Annotated in this window: 17 protein-coding genes; 6 read left to right on the top strand and 11 right to left on the bottom strand. The window is 74.0% G+C overall.

Annotated features, from left to right (window positions below):
* Positions 1-42: 42 nt before the first annotated feature.
* The 9 genes from Q6347_RS12465 to Q6347_RS12425 all read right to left on the bottom strand — a co-directional run bounded on the left by Q6347_RS12465 (position 43) and on the right by Q6347_RS12425 (position 10237).
* Complete coding sequence (locus Q6347_RS12465) at positions 43-513, bottom strand: DUF3180 domain-containing protein (RefSeq protein ID WP_171245580.1); 471 nt, start codon at positions 511-513, stop codon at positions 43-45.
* A 1-nt stretch (position 514) separates the two neighbouring features.
* Positions 515-2218, bottom strand: coding sequence for a 2-amino-4-hydroxy-6-hydroxymethyldihydropteridine diphosphokinase (gene folK / locus Q6347_RS12460; RefSeq protein ID WP_304607626.1), 1704 nt, complete (start codon positions 2216-2218; stop codon positions 515-517).
* A gap of 14 nt (positions 2219-2232) precedes the next feature.
* On the bottom strand, positions 2233-3126 hold the full coding sequence (gene folP / locus Q6347_RS12455; RefSeq protein WP_171245582.1) for a dihydropteroate synthase: 894 nt from the start codon (positions 3124-3126) through the stop codon (positions 2233-2235).
* 3 nt (positions 3127-3129) lie between these two features.
* Entirely contained in the window at positions 3130-3717 is a 588-nt protein-coding gene (gene folE / locus Q6347_RS12450; RefSeq protein ID WP_171245932.1) for a GTP cyclohydrolase I FolE, read from the bottom strand.
* A gap of 42 nt (positions 3718-3759) precedes the next feature.
* Positions 3760-5865 (bottom strand): ATP-dependent zinc metalloprotease FtsH, encoded by a 2106-nt coding sequence (gene ftsH / locus Q6347_RS12445; protein WP_304607513.1) that lies wholly within the window; start codon positions 5863-5865, stop codon positions 3760-3762.
* Between the two features lie 109 nt (positions 5866-5974).
* A complete protein-coding gene (gene hpt / locus Q6347_RS12440; RefSeq protein WP_369810852.1) occupies positions 5975-6553 on the bottom strand; it encodes a hypoxanthine phosphoribosyltransferase in 579 nt (192 codons plus the stop codon).
* On the bottom strand, positions 6531-7637 hold the full coding sequence (gene tilS, locus Q6347_RS12435; RefSeq protein ID WP_304607512.1) for a tRNA lysidine(34) synthetase TilS: 1107 nt from the start codon (positions 7635-7637) through the stop codon (positions 6531-6533). Before tilS ends, hpt begins: the two co-directional genes overlap by 23 nt.
* Positions 7638-7644: 7 nt before the next feature.
* Positions 7645-8772 carry a zinc-dependent metalloprotease gene (locus tag Q6347_RS12430; RefSeq protein ID WP_304607511.1) on the bottom strand — a complete coding sequence of 376 codons (1128 nt, stop codon included), beginning with the start codon at positions 8770-8772 and terminating at the stop codon, positions 7645-7647.
* 49 nt (positions 8773-8821) lie between these two features.
* Positions 8822-10237 (bottom strand): D-alanyl-D-alanine carboxypeptidase/D-alanyl-D-alanine-endopeptidase, encoded by a 1416-nt coding sequence (locus Q6347_RS12425; RefSeq protein WP_304603102.1) that lies wholly within the window; start codon positions 10235-10237, stop codon positions 8822-8824.
* 170 nt (positions 10238-10407) lie between these two features.
* Between Q6347_RS12425 and Q6347_RS12420 the strand changes: the two genes are divergently transcribed.
* On the top strand, positions 10408-10902 hold the full coding sequence (locus tag Q6347_RS12420) for an inorganic diphosphatase (protein WP_171245588.1): 495 nt from the start codon (positions 10408-10410) through the stop codon (positions 10900-10902).
* Between the two features lie 95 nt (positions 10903-10997).
* On the opposite strand, the gene Q6347_RS12415 is transcribed toward Q6347_RS12420, so the two are convergent.
* Positions 10998-12611 carry a hypothetical protein gene (locus tag Q6347_RS12415; protein ID WP_304607510.1) on the bottom strand — a complete coding sequence of 538 codons (1614 nt, stop codon included), beginning with the start codon at positions 12609-12611 and terminating at the stop codon, positions 10998-11000.
* A gap of 287 nt (positions 12612-12898) precedes the next feature.
* On the opposite strand from Q6347_RS12415, the gene Q6347_RS12410 reads away from it, so the two are divergent.
* Positions 12899-14230, top strand: coding sequence for a bifunctional o-acetylhomoserine/o-acetylserine sulfhydrylase (locus Q6347_RS12410; protein ID WP_304607509.1), 1332 nt, complete (start codon positions 12899-12901; stop codon positions 14228-14230).
* A gap of 78 nt (positions 14231-14308) precedes the next feature.
* Entirely contained in the window at positions 14309-15370 is a 1062-nt protein-coding gene (locus Q6347_RS12405) for a zinc-dependent alcohol dehydrogenase family protein (RefSeq protein ID WP_304607508.1), read from the top strand.
* Between the two features lie 6 nt (positions 15371-15376).
* Here Q6347_RS12405 and Q6347_RS12400 read toward each other — a convergent pair whose 3' ends face one another.
* Positions 15377-15769: a hypothetical protein gene (locus Q6347_RS12400; RefSeq protein ID WP_304603099.1), complete on the bottom strand. Its 393-nt coding sequence runs from the start codon at positions 15767-15769 to the stop codon at positions 15377-15379.
* Between the two features lie 264 nt (positions 15770-16033).
* Between Q6347_RS12400 and Q6347_RS12395 the strand changes: the two genes are divergently transcribed.
* From Q6347_RS12395 to Q6347_RS12385, 3 genes are all read left to right on the top strand, one after another.
* Positions 16034-17263 (top strand): homoserine O-acetyltransferase, encoded by a 1230-nt coding sequence (locus Q6347_RS12395; protein WP_304607507.1) that lies wholly within the window; start codon positions 16034-16036, stop codon positions 17261-17263.
* A gap of 137 nt (positions 17264-17400) precedes the next feature.
* A complete protein-coding gene (locus Q6347_RS12390; RefSeq protein WP_304607506.1) occupies positions 17401-17883 on the top strand; it encodes a VOC family protein in 483 nt (160 codons plus the stop codon).
* Positions 17884-18019: 136 nt separating this feature from the next.
* Entirely contained in the window at positions 18020-18979 is a 960-nt protein-coding gene (locus Q6347_RS12385) for a zinc-binding dehydrogenase (RefSeq protein WP_304607505.1), read from the top strand.
* Positions 18980-19058 lie beyond the last annotated feature (79 nt).

Genomic DNA, 19058 nt, shown 5'->3' with positions numbered 1-19058 from the left:
CCCATCTTCGCAGAACAGCGGCACGGGACGGCCCGCGCCGTCTCAGGACGGGACCGCCTCGGTCCCGTCGTCCTCCTCGGGAGGCGGCGCCTCGCAGAACTTCTCGACGACGAGCCCCACGACCGCGAGCCCCACGGCGGCCAGCGCGGCCACCCCCGACGTGACGGCGACCTCCCGGCGCGGCTCCACGTCCAGCTGCGGCAGCACCAGCAGCACGGAGGCGACGTACCGGCCGGCCAGCAAGGCCCCCGTGTACGCCGCGGCCTTGGCCATGGCGAACGTGCGCGCCGCGCGCAGCGGGTCCAGGTCGGGGCGGTCACCGCGCAGGTAGGACCGGACCGCCCAGCCGGCCCACAGCACGAGACCGGCGAGCAGGACGAGAGCCGCCACCTCCACCCAGGCGGCGCCGGGGACGAAGATCCCCCGGGACTCGAGCAGTCTCAGCAGCAGCAGCCCGACGGCGGCGACGCCGACCGCGACGGCCGCGAGGGTCCGGACACGGGTACGCCGCACGTCAGGAGCGCTCCGGGTGCTCGGCGTCGGGGGCGGGCGGGATCGGGGCGTGGATCCCGGCGGCCGCCACGAAGCCGCGTGGCTCCTGGACCTGCGGCACCTGGCCGGAGGTCTCCCTCCGCTGCGGCAGCTCGGTCGACGGCTCCCGCCGCGGCAGCTCGGCGGGAGTGTCCCGCTGCGGCAGCCGGGGCGACGGCTCCCGCCGGGGCAGCTCGCCCGACGGCTCGCGCCACGGTTCGGCGGAGGGGTCCGCGGACGGGACCGGTGCCGAGGGCGCGGCCTGCGCCGGGAACGCGCTGGTGGCCGGCGCCGAGGTCGAGGACTGCTCCCCGGCCGGAGGCGGGTCCGCCTCCGGCTCCGGCTCCGGCTCCGGCTGCGCGGGCACCGTCCCGGTGGCGGCCGGTCCGGTCAACCAGTCCAGCGCGAGCCACCGGATGCCCGTTCGGTCGGGGGCCGTCGCGGCCAGCTGGGCGACCGAACCGCCGCCGAGCCCGCCCAGCACGGCCTGCGGGTCGACCTCCGCCCACGGCACCAGCACGAACGCCCGCTCGTGCGCGCGGGGGTGCGGCAGCTCCAGGTCCTCGGCGGTCGACGTCAGGTCGTCGTACTGGATGAGGTCGACGTCCAGGGTCCGCGGACCCCAGCGCTCCTCGCGGACCCGGCCGTGCAGCATCTCGACGTCCTGGCAGACGCCCAGCAGGCCGCGGGCCGGCAGCGTGGTCCGAACCAGCAGCACGGCGTTGAGGTAGTCCGGCTGCTCGGGGCCGACAGCGACCGTGCGGGCGAGCGGCGAGACCTCCATCACCTGCACCCCCGAGACCCGGTCGATGTCGGTCACCGCCTCGCGCAGCGTGCCCTGGGCGTCACCCAGGTTCGCTCCGAGGGCGATCACCGCCTCGACGGGGGCCTCCGGCACCGCGTCCAGGGGGTCGACGGCCGGGGCGGGCACGTGCTCCGGTTCCACGATCGCGACCTCCGCCACGGGCGAGGACTCGGCGGCCGACGACTCCGGCACGGCGGGCTCGGGGGCGCGCGGTGCGGGAACGGGTGCTTCCGCGACGGGACGCTCGGGCGCCGGTGGCACGGACACGGCGGGCGTCGGCACCGACGAGGCGGACGGCACCGAACCGGCGGACGGCGACGGGGCCGGGGCGGGCACGGCCGCCGACGGCACCGGCACCGGCGCGGACGCGGGTGTCCCCGCGACCGGCTGCGGCGGGGCCGGAGGCGGTGGCACCGCGGGAGCCGCCGGCTCCGGGGCGGGGCCGGACGACGAGACCTGCACCGGCGACCCGGCACGGAGCGCCGGCACCGACGGCCGGTGCTCCCGGTCGCGGCGCACCACGATCTCGACGTCGTCGAACGGGACGGCGATCGGCGCCTCCGGCTTGTGCACCCGCACGTCGACGGCCTGGACCGCCGGGTGCTCCAGCACGACGGCGGCGACCCGTTCGGCCAGCGTCTCGACGAGATCGACCGGCGGACCGCAGAGCACGTCGTGCACGTCCTCGGCGACCTCGGCGTAGCTGACCGTCGCCGCGAGGTCGTCGGCACCGGCAGCGGCCCGCACGTCCAGGTGCAGCACCACGTCGGCGCGGAACGTCTGCCCCTCGGCGCGTTCCTCCGGCAGCACGCCGTGGTGGCCGGTGGCGGTCACGCCCGTCAGTCTGATCTGGTCGAGGGGTCGGCCGTCCGACCCCGTCACGGCGTCGGCGAATGTCACGCGGTGCCCTCCATCGTCTCGGCCTGCCTCCAGGCGGCCGCCACTCGTACGGCGTCAACGCTCGCACGCGCGGCGTGGACGCGCACGCACCACGCCCCGGCGTGTGCAGCCAACGCCGAGATCGCGGCCGTGGCGTCGTCCCGGGCGCCGGGCGGTACCGGCTGGTCGTCCGCCGTGCCGTGCACACCCGCCAGCAGGTGCCCGAGGAACCGCTTGCGGGACGCACCCACGAGCAGCGGTCGCCCCAGCGACTCCAACGCGTCCAGGTGGGCGAGCAGCGGCCAGTTCAGCGCACCGGACTTGGCGAAACCCAGGCCCGGGTCGAGCACGACCTGCTCGGGGGCCACCCCGGCGTCGTGCAGCGCGGCGACGCGCGCGGCGAGCTCGTCACGGACGTCGGCCACGACGTCGTCGTAGTCCTGCAGCGAGTCCATGACGTCGCTGTGCCCCCGCCAGTGCATCGCCACGTACGGCACCCCGGTCTCGGCCACGACCGTGGCCATCTCGGGGTCGGCGAGGCCGCCGGAGACGTCGTTGACCAGGCGCGCGCCGGCGGCGACCGCACGCTCGGCGACGGCGGCCCGCGTCGTGTCGACCGACACCACGGCACCGGCGGCGGTGAGGCGCCCGATCACCGGGATGACGCGACGCAGCTCCTCCGCCTCGGTCACCCGGTCCGCCCCGGGACGGGTCGACTCCCCGCCGACGTCCAGGACGTCGGCGCCCTCGGCGAGCAGGTCGAGCCCGTGCTGCACGCCGGCCTCCGGCTCGAACCATTCCCCGCCGTCGGAGAAGGAGTCCGGCGTGATGTTGACCACACCCATCACCAGGCAGCGTCCTGTCCCCGACAGCTCCGGCAGCCCGGCGACGGCGACGTCGCGCGTCCTCATGCGTCAGCGCCCCAGGATCAGACTCATCGCCTCGGCACGCGTCGCGGTGGCCTGCAGCTGCCCCCGCACGGCGGACGTCACCGTCCGGGCGCCGGGCTTGCGGACGCCCCGCATCGACATGCACAGGTGCTCGCACTCGACGACGACGATGACGCCCCGCGGGTCGAGGATGCTCACCAGCGCGTCCGCGACCTGCGTGGTCAGGCGCTCCTGGACCTGGGGACGCTTGGCGTAGACGTCGACGAGCCGCGCCAGCTTCGACAACCCGGTGATCCGCCCGTCGGCGCTGGGGATGTAGCCGATGTGGGCGACGCCGTGGAACGGCACCAGGTGGTGCTCGCAGGTGGAGTACACCTCGATGTCCTTGACCAGCACCAGCTCCTCGTGACCGAGGTCGAAGGTGGTGGTCAGCACGTCCTCCGGCTCGCGGTGCAGCCCGGCGAAGATCTCCCGGTAGGAGCGCGCCACCCGTGCGGGCGTGTCGCGCAGGCCCTCGCGGTCGGGGTCCTCCCCGACGGCGATCAGCAGCTCACGGATCGCCGCCTCCACCCGCTCGGGGTCGTAGGGCGGCACCTCCGACGCCGACCGCATCCCGAGGGAGACCGGCGACAGCGGGAGATCCGGCTCGGCCACTCAGGCCTCCTCGCCGTCGGACCGCTCCGCGGTCGTGCCGTCGTCGCCCGAGGGCCGCGCGACACGCTCGTCGACGGTGCGCGACGCCGCGGCCTCGGCCTCGACGTTGCCGACGACGGCGGCCTCGTCCTGCGGCAGCCCGCCGGCGTGGCCGTTGGTGGCGTAGGCGGCCTTCTCGCCCTCGGTCATCACCGGACCGCGGGTGTGCACGGTGCGCTCGGTGCTGGACAGCCACACGTCGCGGGCCGGGCGCTTGCTCACCGGGGCGAAGACCTCGGCCAGCTCGGCCTGGTTCAGGGTCTCGCTCTCCAGCAGCTGCAGCACGAGGTCGTCCAGGACGTCGCGGTACTGGGTCAGCACCTCCCACGCCTCGTCGTGCGCCGCCTCGACGAGCTTGCGGACCTCGTGGTCCACGGTCCCCGCGACGGCCTCCGAGTAGTCGCGCTGGTGGCCCATGTCCTTGCCCAGGAAGGGCTCGGACGAGGCGGAGCCGAGCTTGAGCGCGCCGACCTTCTCGCTCATGCCGTACTCCATCACCATCTTGCGGGCGATGGCGGTGGCCTTCTCGATGTCGTTGCTCGCACCCGTGGTGGGGTCGTGGAACACGATCTCCTCGGCCACGCGCCCACCCATGGCGTAGGCGAGCTGGTCCAGGAGCTCGTTGCGGGTGGTCGAGTACTTGTCCTCGGTGGGCATGACCATCGTGTACCCGAGAGCACGTCCACGGGGCAGGATCGTCACCTTCGTCACCGGGTCGGTGTACCGCATCGCGGCCGCCACCAGGGCGTGGCCGCCCTCGTGGTACGCCGTGATCTTCTGCTCCTTGATCTTCATGACCCGGGTGCGCTTCTGGGGGCCGGCGAGCACACGGTCGATCGCCTCGTCGAGCGCCCGGTCGTCGATGAGCTGCGCCCCGGAGCGGGCGGTGAGCAGCGCGGCCTCGTTGAGCACGTTGGCCAGGTCGGCGCCGGTGAAGCCGGGCGTGCGGCGCGCCACGGCCGCCAGGTCGACGGACTCGACCATCGGCTTGCCCTTGGCGTGCACCTGCAGGATGTGCTCGCGCCCCTTGAGGTCCGGCGCCTCGACGGCGACCTGCCGGTCGAAGCGGCCCGGGCGCAGCAGCGCGGGGTCGAGGATGTCGGGGCGGTTCGTCGCGGCGATGAGGATGACGTTCGTCTTGACGTCGAACCCGTCCATCTCGACGAGCATCTGGTTCAGCGTCTGCTCGCGCTCGTCGTGCCCGCCGCCCATGCCGGCGCCGCGGTGCCGGCCGACGGCGTCGATCTCGTCGACGAAGATGATCGCGGGCGAGTTGTTCTTCGCCTGCTCGAACAGGTCCCGCACGCGCGATGCGCCCACGCCGACGAACATCTCGACGAAGTCCGAGCCGGAGATCGAGTAGAACGGCACCCCGGCCTCTCCCGCGACGGCGCGGGCGATGAGCGTCTTGCCCGTGCCGGGCGGGCCGTACAGCAGCACACCCTTGGGGATCTTCGCCCCGACGGCCTGGAACTTCTCCGGCTCGGAGAGGAACTCCTTGATCTCGTGCAGCTCCTCGACGGCCTCGTCCACGCCCGCGACGTCGGCGAACGTCACCTGCGGGGTGTCCTTGGTGATCATCTTCGCCCGGGACTTGCCGAAGCCCATGACACCGTTGCGCCCGCCGCCCTGCATGCGCGACAGGACGAACCAGAAGACGACGAGGATGATGAGGAACGGCACGAGGAAGGAGAGCATCGAGCCGAGGAACGACGGCTGCGGCACGTAGGTGTCGTAGCCCTCGGACAGATCCGCGGACTCGACGGCGGCGACGACGTCCTCGCCCTGCGGCGCCACCCAGAAGAAGTCGACCTTCTCGCCCAGGTCCCGCTCGTCCTCGGTCCCCTCGTCGACGACGTAGGGCTCGCTGAGCTCGAGCTCGACGCGCTGGTCGCCGTCCACGATGAGCGCGTGGTCGACCGTGTCGCCGGACAGCAGCTCCAGGCCCTGCGACGTCTCGACACGCTCGATCCGCTCACCGGAGAAGGCCGAGAACGCGAGCGCGACCAGGATGAGGCCGAGCGCGATCCAGATGAGCGGTCCGCTGAAGATCTTCTTGAAGTTCATCCGTGACGGGGGCGTGCCCCGCTTCCCTTCGGTCGGGCGATGGTTCGACCTACGAAACTACACGGGACCGCGGAAAGTTCCCGCGCCTGTTCGCCCAGGGCGTCAGGCGTCACGAGTAGACGTGCGGCGCCAGGGTCCCGATGAACGGCAGGTTCCGGTACTTCTCGGCGTAGTCGAGGCCGTAGCCGACGACGAACTCGTTGGGGATGTCGAAGCCCACGTAGCGGACGTCGACGTCGACCTTGGCCGCGTCGGGCTTGCGCAGCAGCGTCGCGATCTCCACGGACGCCGGACCGCGGGACCGCAGGTTCTGCACGAGCCACGACAGGGTCAGACCGGAGTCGATGATGTCCTCGGCGATGAGGACGTCACGGCCGGTCAGGTCCGTGTCGAGGTCCTTGAGGATGCGGACCACGCCGGAGGACTTGGTGCCCGAGCCGTAGGACGACACCGCCATCCAGTCCATCTCCAGCGGGTGGTGGAGCCGGCGGGACAGGTCGGCCATGACCATGACCGCGCCCTTGAGCACGCCGACGAGGAGCACGTCCTTGCCGGCGTAGTCGGCGTCGATCTGCGCCGCCATCTCGTCCAGGCGGGTGCCGATCTGCTCCTCGGTGATCAGGATGTCGGCGAGGTCGCCGGCGACGTCCGACTTGTCCACGGGGCTACTCCTCGGGGTGCGGGGCATGGTGACGCGGTCCCGTCACCGACGGCCGCAGGAACAGCCTGCCACAGTCCCGCGTGGCCCGGACGTCCGCGGGCAGGTGCACCTCCCCCTGGCCGCGCCAGCGCACCACCAACGCGTCGAGCGCGTCCACGTGCCGGGCCGTCGTCGTCCCGGGCGGGCACCCGACCCGGAGCGCCGCCTCCCGCAGCGCCCGCCGCCGCAGGGCGGCCGGTGCGGCGGCCAGCGGTGCGACGTCGAGCACGAGGGCGGCCCCGTCACCGTCGGGCCCTTCGTCGGCCACGGCCGTGCCGGGGTCGGGCAGGGCACGGGTGAGGAGATCGGCGGCCTGGGCGTCGAGCACGGCCGCGTCGTCCCGGAGCTGGTCGGCGCTGCGGGCGAGCGCCTCCACCGCGCCGGGGCCGAGCACGTCGGTCAGGACCGGCAGCAGCCGTCCGCGCACCGCCGACCGCAGCGGCACGGGTCCGCCGTGGACGGCGTCCGGGTCGTTCGTCGGGTCGTGCCACGGCTCGAGACCGCTCGCGACGCACGCCGCGGCGGTCTGCGCGCGCCGCAGCCCGAGCAGCGGACGGCGGTACCGTCCCCGGCGCGCCGGCATGCCGCCGAGCGACCGCGCGCCGCTGCCGCGCGCGAGCCCGAGCAGGACCTGCTCCGCCTGGTCGTCGAGGGTGTGCCCGAGGAGCACCGCGGTCGCGCCCGTCTCCTGCGCAACGGCCTCCAGCGCGGCGTACCGCGCCGCGCGGGCCGCACCCTCGGCGCCGTCGCGCGTCCCGACGACCGCGGCCTCCCGCACCACGACCGGGTCCAGCCCCAGGGCGCGGCACTGCTGCGCGGCGCGTTCGGCGACGGCGTCCGACCCGGGCTGCAGACCGTGGTCGACGACGACGGCGCCCGCTCGCACGGCGTACCCGCGCGAGCGCACCGACCGGCCCACGCGGCGCGCCTCGTGCGCGACGGCGGCGGCGAGCGCCAGGGAGTCGGGGCCGCCCGAGCAGGCGACCAGCAGCAGGTCGTCCGGGCCCAGGTCGGCGAGGTCGGCGCGGACGGCGGTGCGGGCGGCGGCGAGCGCCGGGTCGATGCGGGGCACGGGACTCTCAGGAGTGCACGCGACGCACCCAGGCGCGGGGGTCGGAGATCTCGCGCGCGCTCGGGAGGTTCCCGGGCTCGGCCCAGACGGCGTTCAACCCGTCCCGGCCGACCTTCTCCTCGACGGCCCGCACGAACGCGGCCCCGTCGCGGTACTGGGCGATCTTGGCGTCCATGCCGAGCACCCGGCGCAGCACGACGTCGACCCGCGGCGCACCCTCGCCGTCACGACGCTTCTCGAACCGCGACCGGATGGTGCGCACGCTCGGCACCACACGCCGTCCGACGGCGTCCATCATGACGTCGGCGTGCCCCTCGAGCAGGGCCATGACGGCGGTGATCTCGGCGAGCTGCTCCTTCTGGTCCGGTCCCAGCACCTGGTCGACGGGCGTGGTGAGGTCGCCCCGGACCGCGTCGAGCAGCGTGCGCCCCACGAGGGCGACCTTGTCGCGCAGCGGCGCGTGGCTGAGCGCGACCGACGAGGCGGTGACGTCCCGCAGCAGCGCACCCATGCGGTCGGCGAGGTGCCCGGCGAGCCAGGGCGCGGCGGCGAACTGCAGGGCGTGGGTCTGCTCGTGCAGGCAGACCCAGAGGCGGAAGTCCTGCGGGTCGAGCTGCATGGCCCGTTCCGCGGCCAGCACGTTGGGCGCCACGAGCAGCAGGGTCGGTCGCCCGGGACCGTACGGGTCGAACTGACCGAGCACCTTGGAGGACAGCAGGGCGAGCAGCCCGCCGACCTCGGCGGCGGCGGCCAGGCGGGCGGTGGAGGACTCGACGGGACGGGCGGCCAGGTCCAGCCCGGCGAGCACCGGGTCGGTGAGCGCGGCCATCGACGTCGTGTTCGCCCGGGCCCAGGTGGCGCGGTCGACGACGCGGACGTCGCCGAGGTCGGCGTGCTCGACCCGGACGCGCCGGGTGAACCGCCCGGAGGAGTCCCGCTCGCGCTCCACGTCGGCGTCGGCGGGCCGCATGCGCGTCACCCGCAGCACGTGCGGCACGGCGTCCTGCGCGGCGGTGCGCAGCCCCTCGACGAGGTCGTCCAGCTCCGCGCGGGACGCCACCGGGCCGGGGCGCCCGACGCGCCGTGCGATCTGGGCCGCGGTCTGCCAGTCGACGAGGGTGCTGGTGGAGGTCACGGGACCACCGTAACGGCGGGCCGCCGGGCGTGCGCCGGACGTGGGCCCGTCAGCGCCCGGGACGGCACCCGCAGGCGGCGAGCTCGCCGACGAAGCGGTCGATGATGAGGTTGGCGCCCCAGGACTGCCCGTCCGGGATCCGGTCGGCCATCACGGTGAACAGCAGCAGCCGGTCGTCGGAGGTGACCACGGTGCCGGACAGCGCCCGGGTGTCGGGCAGGCTGCCGGTCTTCGCCTGCGTGTACCCGCGCCCGGGGTTGCCCGTCCCGAACCGGTCCGCGAGCGTTCCCTGCATCCCCGCGATCGGCAGCCCGACGAGGGTCTCGCGCAGCGCGGGGTCCCGGGCGGCGAGGTCCAGGGTGTCGACGAGCTGGCGGGACGTCATCCGGGACCCGGTGCCGAGGCCGGACAGGTCCGCCAGCTCGGCACCCGACAGGTCGACCCCGAGACGCTCGACGACCGCCATCACCTCGCTGACCGCGGCCGAGCCCGTGCCGGGCAGTCCGGCGTCGACGGCCACGATCCGGCCGACCACCTCGGTGAGGGTGTTGTCCGACTCGACGAGGAAGTAGTCGACGACCTCCCCCAGCGGCGCGGACTCGACCCGCCCGATCTCCCGGGCCGAGGAGGGCGCCTTCTGCCGGTCGACGCGGCCGTCCACCCGGAGCCCCCGCTCCGAGAGTGCGTCCGCGAACGTCTCGGCGGCGGCCATCGCCGGGTCGGACTGTCGCGGGGCGTACTTGTCGTCGTCCAGCCGTGCGACGTCGACGGCGAGCGCCGCGACGGGGGCCACGTACCCGGCGTCGGCGTCGCTCTCCCGGACCGAGGGGGCGACGGCCGGCCCGCGGAACAGCGTGTCGTCGACCGACACGGTGACGGCGTCCGGGCCGGTCAGCCCGAGCTCCGCCACGACCTGGTCGGCCAGGTCGCCGAGGCCCGCCCGCCCGTTGACGGCGTCGGGGTCCCCGGCGTCGGGGGCGAGCATCATGTCCCCGCCGCCGACGAGCACGACGTGGGAGGTCCCCTGCAGCACGGCGCGGGTGGGGAGGGTGACGTCACCGCCGGGCCCCTCGTAGGCGGCCACGGCGGTGAGGATCTTCTGCGTGGAGGCGGGCACCATGAAGCGGTCCGCCCGGTGGGCGCCGAGCGTCTCGCCGGAGTCGGCGTCGGTGACCAGCACGCCCACCCGTCTCCCGAGCCGCTCGTCGTCGGCGAGGTCGGTCACGAGCCGGCCGACGGCGTCGGCGTCCGGGACGGGCGCCTCGGACGACAGCGGCGGCACGGCGACCCGGGGGCTGGGTCCGGTGGTGGCACCCGGCGCGGAGGGGAACGGGGCGGGCGACTCGTGGGGCGGGTCGAACGTGACCATCCCGGGCACGACGTCGTAGGCGTCGGCCACGAGGTACCCGCCGAACAGCGTGAGGACCGACGTCACGGCGGCACCGACCCTCAGGCGCCACCCCATGCGATCCTCCCCCGGTGTCGTGAACCTGGTCACACGCAGGCTCGGTCAGCCCGCATTGTCGCACGCCCGGGTCGCACCGCGAGCGCGCCGAGCCGCCGCTCACGCGCTCGTCGCGCGCCCCTGCATGGCACACTTGGGGAGGCGCACAGGCATTTCAGAGCGGAGGAACTGTGGAGTTCGACGTCACCATCGAGATCCCCAAGGGTCAGCGGAACAAGTACGAGGTGGATCACGAGACCGGTCGCATCCGTCTGGACCGCATGCTCTTCACCTCGACGCGATACCCGGACGACTACGGGTTCATCGAGGGCACCCTCGGCGAGGACGGTGACCCGCTGGACGCCATGGTCCTGCTCGAGGAGCCGACCTTCCCCGGCTGCCTGATCAAGTGCCGCGCGCTGGGGATGTTCCGCATGCGCGACGAGGCGGGCGGTGACGACAAGGTGCTGTGCGTCCCGACGGGCGACCAGCGCGCCGCCTGGCGCCAGGACATCGACGACGTCTCCGACTTCCACCGCCTGGAGATCCAGCACTTCTTCGAGGTCTACAAGGACCTCGAGCCGGGCAAGTCCGTCGAGGGCGCCCACTGGGTCGGCCGCGAGGACGCCGAGCACGAGATCAACCGCTCGATCCAGCGCGCGAAGGACTCCGGCTACCACCACTGACCCCGGCGTCCGCTGCCACGCGGCGCCCTGACGAAGGCCCCCACCCGCTGCGGCGGGTGGGGGCCTTCGTCGTCCCGGGCGGGTCGCGGCCCGGGTCAGAGGTGGTAGATCGTCACCCGCGGCGACCGGCGCTTCGCGACGTGCTCGCTGTCGGCGGGGATGTAGCGGATGCGGAGATAGACCCGTCCCGTCCGCCCGCCGACCTTGTCGAGGTAGCGCCCGGGGACCTTGATCCGCTGGACCCCGTCCTCGCTCCGGCTGAGCCACCACGACTTCCGTGAGCGCCAGCCGTCGTTCTTCGCGGCGGGGTCACGGGTCTGCAGCACCAGCTTGCCCACCTCGGGCACCCCCGTCGTCCGGACGACGATCCGGCCCGGCTTGCCGCCCGTGAGGTCGGCGTACGCCAGGTAGGCGGTGCGCTTCATGCGCAGCCGCACGGTCGGCTGCGCCTTGCGGACCCGCTGCGTCCACGAGGTGCGCGACGCTGCATGGTCGGGCGTGGCCGGGACGAACTTCGCGACGATCGTGCGCCGGCCCGGCTCGACCTTCTTGCCGCGGACGTCCGCGGACGCGTGGCCCTGCACCAGGTCCGCCCCGGCGATCCTGGTCCCCGCCTGGTAGAGCACGACCCGCCCCTCGGGCGTCCCGGCCGGGGACGTGACGTCGACGGTGACGGTTCGACCCGTGCCATACGTCCAGCGAGAGGCGGTGGAGACCACGGTGCGCGTCGCTGCGGGCAGGACGTCGACCGTGTACTGCTTCCGGGTGCTCTCGAACCCGTCTCCCGTCGCGACGCTCACCTCGATCTGCTGCTCCCCGCCCGGGAGGTCCGCGACGTCGACCGCGAGCTCCGCCCGCCCGTCGACGAGGCTCTCCCGCGTCAACGGGACTCCCGCGCCGTCGTCCATCAGGGCCACCGAGACGGCCCCGGTGGGCGTCCCGTAAGCGGACGTCACCTCGACCGGGATCCGCACGATCTCGCCCCGGCGCCAGGTCCCGGGGATCTCGGCCTCCACGGTGACCGGAGCCGGCAGGACGTCGACCGGCAGCCGCCAGCGCGTCAGGACCTCCCCGTCGGCCCGGCGCTGCACCAGCACGATCATCGAGCCGGTGACCTCGTCGCCGGCGATCTCGAGATCGGCCACGCCGTCCACGAGCTGCGCAGCGACCGAGTCGTGCAGCTGCAGCTCGACGGACCCGAGGGTGGGCAGGTCCGTCCCCGTGACGTCGAACCGGAGCGTGGTCGGGGCGCCATGGATCCACGACGCGGGCGTGAGGAGCGGTGCCGACGGCTCGAGGATCTCCACCGACGTCGTCGCGGAGGAGGCGCAGCGGCACTCCGACGTCGCGTCCGGGTCGAGGTGCCGGACCTCGAGCTCGTGCACGCCGACGGTCTGGAGATCCGTGAACAGCGGCAGCGTGGCCCTGCCCCCGCTGAGCTCGATCAGCGGCACCTGGCGCGATCCATCCACGAAGAGCTGGACGTGACCTTCCGCCGGCGCACCGCCCTCGGTCACGGTGACCGGCACGTCGGCGATCTGTCCGAACCACGCATGGTCGGTGTCCAGCTCGATCGTCGTCACGCCGTCCACCGCGACGGCTGCCGGGACCACGGCCGCGCCCGAGGTCAGCGCCAGGCCCATCGTCACCGCCCCCGCCGTCGCCACCCGCGCGAACCTGCCCCGCACACCCCGGTCGCCATGCCCCATCGCCGGCCACTCCCTCGGTTGTCGACCCACGTCCGACGAACCTAGCGAAACGCCAGAAGGCCGTAAAGACCCCATTCCGCCCAGGCGTCTCGCTGGATGGACACCCCCTTCCGCTCAGCGAGATATCCGGCCTACCGTCGTCACATGACCACGCGTCGAATGTGCCGCTGACCCAGCGCACGTTCGCCTGCCCACGTCCGGCCCTCGGCCCGGAACGTGTCGGCCCGGCCGTGGGAGCACGTGCGCGCCACCCGTCCTCCCGACCCGCCGGAACCCAGGAGCCACCCATGACCGACACGCCCCGCTGGTCGTTCGCGACCCGCCAGATCCACGCCGGCCAGACGCCCGACCCCGCCACGGGGGCGCGCGCCCTGCCGATCTACCAGACCACGTCGTACGTCTTCGACGACGCGAAGACCGCGGCGAACCGCTTCGCGCTGGCCGAGCTCGGCCCGATCTACACGCGCATCACCAACCCGACCCAGGAGACGGTCGAGAACCGCATCGCCGACCTCGAGGGCGGTGTCGGCGCGCTGCTGCTCGCCTCCGGTCAGGCCGCGGAGACCTTCGCGATCCTCAACGTCGCCGAGGCCGGCGACCACGTCGTCGCCAGCGCCAGCCTGTACGGCGGCACCTACAACCTGTTCAAGCACACGCTGCCGCGGTTCGGCATCACCACGACGTTCGTCGAGGACGCCCACGACGCCGACGCCTGGCGCGCGGCGGTGCAGGACAACACGAAGGCGTTCTTCGCCGAGACCATCCCCAACCCCAAGAACGACGTCCTCGACATCGCCCTCGTCGCGGACGTCGCGCACGCGGCGCAGGTGCCGCTCATCGTCGACAACACCGTGGCGACGCCGTACCTGGTGCGCCCGATCGAGCACGGGGCCGACGTCGTCGTGCACTCGGCGACCAAGTACCTCGGCGGGCACGGCACGACGGTGGCCGGCGTCGTCGTGGACTCGGGGAACTTCGACTACGCCCGCCACCCCGAGCGGTTCCCCGGGTTCAACACGCCCGACCCCTCGTACAACGGGCTCGTCTACGCCCGCGACCTCGGCGTCGGCGGGGCGCTCGGCGCCAACCTGGCCTACATCCTCAAGGCCCGGGTCCAGCTCCTGCGCGACCTCGGCGCGGCCGTCTCTCCCTTCAACGCCTTCCAGATCGCCCAGGGCGTCGAGACGCTGTCGCTGCGGATGGAGCGGCACGTGGACAACGCCCAGCGGGTCGCGGAGTGGTTGGAGGCCCGCGCCGACGTGCGGACGGTCCACTACGCCGGCCTCGAGTCCAGCCCGTGGCACGCCGTCCAGCAGCGCTACGCCCCGCGCGGGTCGGGCGCCGTGCTCGCGTTCGAGCTCGACGGCGGCGCGGACGCCGGGCAGGCGTTCGTCTCGGCCCTGCGCCTGCACTCGCACGTGGCCAACATCGGCGACGTGCGGTCGCTGGTGATCCACCCCGCCTCGACCACGCACAGCCAGCTCACCGAGGCCGAGCAGGCGCTGTCCGGGGTCACCCCCGGCCTGGTGCGCCTCGCGGTGGGCATCGAGGACGTCGAGGACATCCTCGCGGACCTCGAGCTCGGCTTCACGGCCGCCAAGGCGGCGCTCGCCGGCTGACCGACGGTGACCGGAGCCACCTCCGGCCGCGGCCGACGACGGCGGGTGCCACCGCCGTCGTCGGCCTACGGTGGGTCCATGCTCGCCACCATGATCCACGCCCCGCGCGACATCCGCGCCGAGAACCGCCCCGACCCCGTCCTGCACACCGACCACGACGCCGTGCTGCGCGTGGTGGCGGCGTGCGTGTGCGGTTCCGACCTGTGGCCCTACCGCGGCGTCACCCGGACCCGGGAGCCGCACCCCATCGGCCACGAGCTGGTCGGGGTCGTCGAGAAGGTGGGCGCCGCGGTGACGTCCGCGGCCCCCGGGGACTTCGTCGTCGTGCCGTTCTCGCTGAGCTGCGGGGAGTGCCAGTCCTGCCGCGCCGGCTTCCCCTCCGCCTGCGACCACGTCACCGGCTTCGGGTCCACGGACCGCGACGGCCACCCGGTCGACGGCGCGCAGAGCGAGCGCGTGCGCATCCCGCTCGCGCAGCACTCCCTGTTCCCGGTCGGTCGCAGCGAGGAGGAGCTCGAGGCCGCCGGGCTCGTGCCGGACCTGCTGGCGCTGGCCGACGTCATGTCGACGGGCCACCACGCCGCCGTCTCGGCGGGGGTCGGCCCCGGGGACACCGTGGCGGTCGTGGGCGACGGCGCCGTGGGACTGTGCGGCGTCATCGCGGCCAAGCGGCTCGGCGCCGCCCGCGTCGTGGCGTTCTCGCGCCACGAGGACCGGGCCGCGCTCGCGCGCGAGCTCGGTGCGGACGACGTCGTCGCCGAGCGGGGCGACGAGGGTGTCGCGGCGCTGCGCGACCTGCTGGGCGGCGAGCTCGCCGACGCGGCCCTGGAGTGCGTCGGCACGGAGCAGTCGATGGACCAGGCGCTCGGGTCGGTGCGCGGCGGCGGCCGGGTCGGGTTCGTCGGGGTGCCGCACGGCGGCTCCCAGGTGCCGATCGGGACCCTGTTCCGGCGGAACATCACCGTGGGCGGCGGCATGGCCCCGGCCCGCACGCACATGGCCGAGCTGCTCGACGACGTCCTGTCCGGGGCGATCCGACCCGGTCGGGTCTTCGACGCCGAGATGCGCCTGGCCGACGTCGCCGAGGCCTATGCCGCCATGGACGAGCGACGGGCCACCAAGGTCCTGCTCCGGCCCTGACGACGGTCAGCGGGCCACCGCTTCCAGGGCCCGTGCGAGCGCCCCGGCGAAGGCGTCCACGTCACCCTGCAGGACCTCGAGGGCATCGGCGTCCAGCAGGGTGACGAGGTCGTCGTCCGGGGTGCGCCCGAGGACGACGGGACTGCCCGTGCGGGCGACGGACGACGCGACGTCGTCGGGCATCTCGTCGAGGTGGAGGAGCCGGACGGGCACGCCCAGGCCGGCGACGTACGCGTCCCAGGACCGCTTGCGCCGGAGGGCCCCGTGCGTGATGTCGCAGAGCGCGCAGTGCGCCGTGCCGCGCATCCTGCCCAGTGCGTACCGGACCTCGCCGAGCAGGCTGCCCTCGGCGTGGTAGATGCCGACGATCTCGACGACGCGACGGCGCGTCTCCCCCATCTGCCCAGCGTACGTCGCGTGAGGTGCGCCACGTCTCGCCACCCGTCCCCGACCGTCTCGACATGTGGTCCCGCATCGTGAGATCGGGCTGGGCACGCGCAGATCCGTTGGTTACCGTCGACGGCATGACACGTCGAATGTGCCCGTAGACCCCGCGCACGTTCGCCTGCCTGCGTCTCCACGCCGTGCAGCCCCACCCGCCGCGTGCGCTGCTCGTCCGCCCGCACCCCGCCGCCCGCACCGGCACCGCCGCCTGGAGAGACGATGACCCCCACGACCACCCACCTCACCGGTACCGAGACGGTCTGGAGGTCACCGCGCGGCGCCCGACGTGGACCCGCCGGTCCGGCCCCGGCGTCGGGTGCCTGGCGCGAGGGCCATCCGGCGGGTGACCGGCACTTCCGCGACGTCGGCACGTTCGACCTGGAGAGCGGGACCCGGCTCCCTGACGTCCGGGTCGCCTACGAGACCCACGGACGGCTCGCCCCCGACGGCTCCAACGCCGTCCTCGTGCTGCACGCTCTGACGGGGGACGCGCACGTGCGGGGCCCCGCCGGTCCGGGGCAGGCGACTGCCGGCTGGTGGGAGCCGATGATCGGGCCGGGGGCGCCGATCGACACCGACGAGTACTTCGTCGTGGTCCCGAACGTGCTCGGTGGCTGTCAGGGCACCACCGGACCGGCCTCGACCGCCCCGGACGGGCTCCCGTGGGGAGGCCGCTTCCCGCGCATCACGACCCGCGACCAGGTCGCCGTCGAGATCGAGCTCGCCCGGCTGCTCGGCATCCGGTCGTGGGCGACCGTCATCGGCGGATCGATGGGCGGGATGCGGGTGCTGGAGTGGGCTCTGCTCGGCCCCGAGGCGGGCATCGAGGTGCGCTCGATCGTCTCGATCGCCACGGGCGCCCAGTCGACCGGCGACCAGATCGCGTGGGCGCACCCGCAGCTCGGGGCCATCCGCTCCGACCCCCGGTGGAACGGCGGCGACTACTACGACGCCCCCGACGGCGAGGGTCCGCACGCCGGGCTCGGCATCGCGCGCCAGATCGCGCACACCACCTACCGCACCGCGCGGGAGCTCGACGAACGGTTCGGCCGCATCCCCCAGGGCGGGGAGGACCCCCAGACCGACGGCCGCTTCGCGGTGCAGTCCTACCTGGACCACCACGGCGACAAGCTCGCCCGTCGCTTCGACGCCAACTCCTACCTGCGCCTCACCGAGTCGATGATGACCCACGACGTCGGACGCGACCGCGGCGGCGTCGACGCCGCGCTGGCCCAGGTCGAGGCCCGGGCGCTCGTCGTCGCCGTCGACTCCGACCGGCTGTTCCCGCCCGTGCTGTCCGACCGGATCGCCGCGGGGCTGCGGCACGCGACCGGCACCCACCTCATCAGGTCGGACTTCGGCCACGACGGCTTCCTGCTGGAGTTCGACCAGATGGGACCGCTGGTCCGCGGCTTCCTGGCCGACGTCGACCGGCACTCCCCCGCCTGACGCGGCTCCGCGAGTCAGGGCCGCACGCCGCGAGTCAGGGCCGCACGCCGCGAGTCAGGGCCGCACGCCGCGAGTCAGGGTGGACCGGCACACCTCGACCCCGGTCGGCCGCGCGAGCGTCCCGGCAGCGACCTACCGTGGACGTGCCGCCGCCGGCGGAGCACCCGACCGTGGAGGTCACGATGGCACGGCTCACCCCTTACCTCAGCTTTCGCACCGAGGCGCGCGACGCCCTCGAGTTCTACGGGGCGGTGCTCGGCGGCGAGGTCGAGATCAACACCTTCGACTCCATCCCCGGCATGATCGACGACCCGTCCGAGGGACACCTCGTCATGCACGGCTCGGTGACCACCACCGGCGGACTGGTGCTCATGGCGTCCGACACCCCCTCCTCGACCCCCTACGTCGCACCGAACCGCGGCATCACCGTCTCGCTGACCGGAGGCCCGGAGGACCTGGCGTACGTCCGGGGCGTCGTGTCGGGCCTCTCCGACGGCGCTACCGACGTCATGCCGTTCGAGATGGCGCCGTGGGGCGACTACTACGGTCAGCTCACGGACCGGTACGGCATCGCCTGGTTGTTCGACGTCGGTGCGGAGGAACCGCAGCCGGCTCCCTGACTCGTCGCGGCACGGCCTGACTCGCGGCGGACGGCCCTGACCCGTCGCGGCACGGCCTGACTCGCGGGGATCGGGCCCGACCCGGCCGACGGCCGTGCCGGCGCTCCGCTGGACACCCGTGGGTAGGTTGGGGGGCATGCTTGCTGCCACCGTCGCCCGCTTCGCCCCGGACTCCCCGCTCGACGGTCTGGAGGTCACCGACCGTCCGGACCCCGAACCCCGTGAGCACTGGACCACCGTCGAGGTCCGCGCCGCGAGCCTGAACCACCACGACCTGTGGTCGCTGCGCGGGGTCGGGCTGCGCGAGGAGCAGCTGCCGATGATCCTCGGCACGGACGCGGCCGGTGTCGCACCCGACGGGACCGAGGTGGTCGTGCACGGGGTCGTCGGCGCCGACGGCCACGGTGTCGGGCCGCGGGAGCGGCGCACGCTGCTCAGCGAGAAGTACCCCGGGACCCTGGCCGAGAAGGTGTCCGTCCCCACGGCGAACCTGGTGCCGAAGCCGGCCGAGCTGTCCTTCGCCGAGGCGGCGTGCCTGCCGACCGCGTGGCTGACCGCCTACCGGATGCTGTTCCGCGCGGCGGACCTGCACCCCGGCGACCGCGTGCTGGTCCAGGGCGTCGGTGGCGGGGTCGCCACCGCCGCCATCGTCCTCGGCGCCGCGGCCGGCCTCGAGGTCGTCGCCACCTCGCGGGACGCCGCGAAGCGCGACCGCGCCCTCGAGCTCGGGGCGACCGCCGCTCTCGAGCCGGGTGAGCGGCTGCCGGCCCGGGTCGACGCCGTCATGGAGTCGGTCGGCAAGGCCACCTGGGCGCACTCGGTGCGGTCCCTGCGCCCCGGGGGGACGATCGTCGTGTGCGGCGCGACCAGCGGGGACGCCCCGCCGGCCGAGCTGACCCGCGTCTTCTTCAACGAGCTCCGAGTGCAGGGCGTGACGATGGGTTCGCGCGAGGACCTCGCCGCGCTGCTGCGGTTCTGCGCACGGACCGGGGTGCGGCCGGTCGTCGACTCGGAGATCGCCCTGTCCGACGTCGGGACCGGCCTGGCCCGGATGTCCGCCGGCGAGCAGACCGGCAAGATCGTCGTCCTGCCCTGACCCCCGTCGTTGCCCAGTGCAGGTAGGTCTGCCCCATCGCCTGACCGGCGAGGGAGGCGGAGTCACCGGTGACGCCCGG

The sequence above is a fragment of the Isoptericola sp. b408 genome, assembly GCF_030588085.1.
Taxonomy (GTDB): Bacteria; Actinomycetota; Actinomycetes; order Actinomycetales; family Cellulomonadaceae; genus Isoptericola; species Isoptericola sediminis.
This window is presented reverse-complemented; position numbering and strand designations above follow the sequence as displayed.

Bases quoted from the DNA above. Each gene is read 5' to 3' on its own strand.
- folP (WP_171245582.1), bottom strand. From the start codon at position 3,126: ATGAGGACGCGCGACGTCGCCGTCGCCGGGCTGCCGGAGCTGTCGGGG.
- folE (WP_171245932.1), bottom strand. From the start codon at position 3,717: ATGCGGTCGGCGTCGGAGGTGCCGCCCTACGACCCCGAGCGGGTGGAG.
- ftsH (WP_304607513.1), bottom strand. From the start codon at position 5,865: ATGAACTTCAAGAAGATCTTCAGCGGACCGCTCATCTGGATCGCGCTC.
- hpt (WP_369810852.1), bottom strand. From the start codon at position 6,553: ATGCCCCGCACCCCGAGGAGTAGCCCCGTGGACAAGTCGGACGTCGCC.
- Q6347_RS12425 (WP_304603102.1), bottom strand. From the start codon at position 10,237: ATGGGGTGGCGCCTGAGGGTCGGTGCCGCCGTGACGTCGGTCCTCACG.
- Q6347_RS12415 (WP_304607510.1), bottom strand. From the start codon at position 12,611: ATGGGGCATGGCGACCGGGGTGTGCGGGGCAGGTTCGCGCGGGTGGCG.
- Q6347_RS12410 (WP_304607509.1), top strand. From the start codon at position 12,899: ATGACCGACACGCCCCGCTGGTCGTTCGCGACCCGCCAGATCCACGCC.
- Q6347_RS12405 (WP_304607508.1), top strand. From the start codon at position 14,309: ATGCTCGCCACCATGATCCACGCCCCGCGCGACATCCGCGCCGAGAAC.
- Q6347_RS12400 (WP_304603099.1), bottom strand. From the start codon at position 15,769: ATGGGGGAGACGCGCCGTCGCGTCGTCGAGATCGTCGGCATCTACCAC.
- Q6347_RS12395 (WP_304607507.1), top strand. From the start codon at position 16,034: ATGACCCCCACGACCACCCACCTCACCGGTACCGAGACGGTCTGGAGG.
- Q6347_RS12385 (WP_304607505.1), top strand. From the start codon at position 18,020: ATGCTTGCTGCCACCGTCGCCCGCTTCGCCCCGGACTCCCCGCTCGAC.